This window comes from Dactylosporangium sp. NPDC005572 (genome assembly GCF_040605515.1).
Taxonomy (GTDB): Bacteria; Actinomycetota; Actinomycetes; order Mycobacteriales; family Micromonosporaceae; genus Dactylosporangium.
In genome coordinates this window covers 1-3,326 of record NZ_JBEXCY010000417.1, presented here as the reverse complement: position 1 = coordinate 3,326, position 3,326 = coordinate 1, and the positions used below count along the sequence as shown (strand labels likewise).

2 protein-coding genes and 1 pseudogene are annotated in these 3,326 nt (G+C 67.7%); 2 read left to right on the top strand and 1 reads right to left on the bottom strand.

Annotation, left to right across the window (positions count from 1 at the left end):
• The first annotated feature begins 14 nt into the window (after nucleotides 1-14).
• Together ABZS66_RS61105 and ABZS66_RS61100 are read left to right on the top strand one after the other, a co-directional pair.
• On the top strand, nucleotides 15-869 hold the full coding sequence (locus tag ABZS66_RS61105; protein WP_354774098.1) for a discoidin domain-containing protein: 855 nt from the start codon (nucleotides 15-17) through the stop codon (nucleotides 867-869).
• Between the two features lie 612 nt (nucleotides 870-1,481).
• Nucleotides 1,482-1,971: pseudogene (locus tag ABZS66_RS61100) on the top strand (BTAD domain-containing putative transcriptional regulator).
• A gap of 440 nt (nucleotides 1,972-2,411) precedes the next feature.
• Here ABZS66_RS61100 and ABZS66_RS61095 read toward each other — a convergent pair.
• A partial coding sequence (locus tag ABZS66_RS61095; RefSeq protein WP_354774096.1) for an alpha/beta hydrolase occupies nucleotides 2,412-3,326 on the bottom strand: 915 nt, incomplete at its 5' end.

Sequence of the window (3,326 nt, the reverse complement as noted above, 5' to 3'; positions counted from 1 at the left end):
CGAACGAGGCCGGGTTGCAGGCGATCGCCAACGCCGTCGCACTGTCCCTGTTCGGCACGGGTAGCACGCCGCCGCCGAGCGACATCGCTCTGGGCAAGATGGTGACCGTGTCGTCGGTGGAGGGCGGCAGCCCTAACGTGGCCGCCAACGCTGTGGACGGCAACTCGGCCACTCGGTGGGGCAGCGCCTACGGCGATCCGCAGTGGATCGTCGTGGATCTGGGCGCGACCTACAACCTCAGCCGGGTGCGGTTGAACTGGGAGGCGGCGTACGGCACGGCCTACCAGATCCAGACCTCACCCGACAACAGCACCTGGACCACGGTGTACGCCACCACCACGGGCGACGGCGGTGTCGACGACGTCACGTTGTCCGGCAGCGGCCGCTACGTTCGCGTGTTCGGGATGCAGCGTGGGTTGCCGCAGTACGGCTACTCACTGTGGGATCTCAACGTTTACGGCACTGCGGTCTCGACGTCGACGCTGCTGTCGCAGGGCCGGCCGGTCACCGTGTCGTCGGTAGAGACGGGCGATGTGCTGGTTGGTGCCAATGCCGTTGACGGCAACACGGCGACCCGGTGGGGCAGCCAGTACAGCGATCCACAGTGGATCACCGTCGATCTCGGCAGTACAAGGTCCATCAGCCGGGTACGGCTGAACTGGGAGGCCGCCTACGGCAAGGCGTACCAGATTCAGACTTCGCCCGACAACACGACGTGGACGACGATCTACTCGACCACGACCGGTGACGGCGGAATCGACGACGTCAACCTCACCGGCAGCGGACGCTACGTGCGCATCAACGGCACCCAACGGGGACTCGCCCAATACGGCTACTCGCTGTGGGAGCTCGAGGTCTACGGCAGCTAGGTTGGACTCGGGCCGGGCGGGCGTTGTGCCGTACAACGCCCGCCCGGCCCCGTACGTGGCTGCATCGCCTGATGAAGCCGCCGTCCACGCCCATACCCACCTCGACCACAGCCGCGCTCCCGTGCCCGCACGGCCGAACTGACTCCGGTCGAAACCCGCGCGCCCTGATCTCGACCGTGTCGCCGGGAGGACGTTTCCGGTCGCCCGAGCAGTGGACGGCGTTGCTGCCCACCACGTCATCGCCGCACGTGCCCTCGCAAGGGCCGGCAGGGCTGCCGTCGGTTTGCCGTCCGTCGCCGAGGCACCCTGCGCGCTACCTTCGGGTCACGCCGTTCAGCGGGAGCGCACCGTAGCAGTTTACGATCCCCGGCCCGGTCCGGACCGGGCCTGGATGGACCGGCCTGGACGGACCAGCCTGGACGGGGTCGACTTGGGATTCCCCAGCAGAAGATGGTCCTGGCCACACACTGATGAGCGTTGGCAGCCTGGTCAGTCGGGCAACTGGTAGACGCGCCGTGGGACGAGGACCCGCCGCGCTCGGCGGTACACGCGCTCCGCACGTACGTCTACCGGCTATGCAGGATCCTGGCGCAGCCCGCTGACCGACCGCCGGTGATCAGATCCGTAGGTGCCGGGTATCTAGTCAAAGCTGGCGCCGACGAACTGGATCTGGCGGACTTCCGACACCATGTGGAGTCGGCGGAACGTGCCAGCCGTGCCAGCGACGCCATCGGCGCGGTCGGATCGTTGCGTCGGGCCGCAGCGCTGTGGGAGGGCGAGGCGTTGGCCGACCTCAATCGACCGTCGGGCCGAGCAATCCCGCGATGCACTGAACATGCTGCGGCTCAACGCCCTTGACGCCTTGAACAGGTTGCAGATCGAGTTCGCCGCCTACCGGTCGGCAGAGGACCTTGTTCCCCTAGTGGCCGCGGACTCGCTCGATGAGCGGTTTCGGCGACGACTCATGCTCGCCTTCCACCACGCCGGCCAGCAGGGCCGCGGCCCTCGCCGTCAACTAGGACATGCCGCACCTTCTCGCTGCGAAATTGGGGTTCGACCCCGGCCGGCGCATCCGCGTCGCGCAGCCCGTCGGCGAGGGTGATCGGCCCGAGCCCGATCGCGGCGTTGCGCGGGGCGGGCACAACAAGGTCGTGGGCGTAGCAGGCGGTCCACTCGCGGGCCCAGCTCGCGGGCAAGGGCCACCGACGCGACGCCGCTCACGTCGTCGGTCTCCGGCTGGCCCTCGTCCGCGATACCACCTGACGAGATCCGTGAGCGGACAGTACGCATGGTCCTCGAGATCCGCAAAGGAGCCAGGGCAGCAGCAAGGAGCCAGCTGCCGCGTGGCCGCCGACCGGTGGGGGGTCAACCGGGGATACGCCGCCTGCCGACGACAAGCGCACTGCCGGGCGACTCCTGCAGGACTCCGCGTGTCGCAAACGGCGCCGCCGGAACCCGGCGGCGCCGTCCCAGTTCAAAGTCGGTACCCCGTCGCGCTAGGCCAGCCCGGGCCCAGGGTAGTGAGGTCGTCCTCGAACTGAACTACTTCGCAGTTTCGTATGCTGCCCGCTCGATCAGCGCGGTCGTAACGGCTGGCTGCGCGACGAACACCATGTGCGAGGCACCTTTGACCGTGACCACCTTGGCATGCGCTCGATCGGCCATCCACCGTTGCGCAGCGGCCGGGATGTTCTTGTCGGCGCCGGGGATCAGGGCGTAGCTGGGGATGCGGTGCCATGCCTGCTCGCCGAGTTGCGGCTCGTTCAGCGCAGCCTGGTCGATCGGGCGCTGCGAGACCGCATACAGTTTCGCCTGCGCGACCGGGACGTCCGCGGCGAACTGCTGCGGGAACAGCTGGGGGTCGATGTACAGGTCGGTGTGACCACCGGGAGTGGAAACCGACTTCAGCGTCTCACCGAGAGTGCTGCCTGGGAACTTGTTGGACAACTCGGCCGCGGTCTCACCGGCCTCCGGCACGAATGCGGCGACGTAGACCAGCGCCTTGACGTCCTTGTCACCGGCCGCCGCCTCGGAAATGACACTGCCGCCGTACGAGTGGCCAACCAGGATGATCGGGCCGGCGATGCTGTCGAGGAGGGCCCTGACCTGTGCGGCGTCGGAAGCAACGCCGCGCAGCGGGTTCGCGGCGGCGACCACCGGGTAGCCATCGTCGAGGAGCTTCTGAGTGACCGCACTCCAGCCGCTCGAGTCGGCGAACGCACCGTGGACGAGCACCACCGTCGGCTTCGGCTTGCCCCTGCCGGTGGCCATCGCCGCGCTGGCCCCGAGGCCGGTGAGCGCGCCCACCGCGAGGACGGTGGCGAGCGAGCCGACAAGGATCTTGGACTTCTTCATTTTGTGCCTTTCCAGTTGGTTGAGATTTACGACTCCTAACAGAATGGTCATTTGATGAGTCGGCGGTAGCAGATGATGGAGCAGGCCAGGCTCATGAACGCT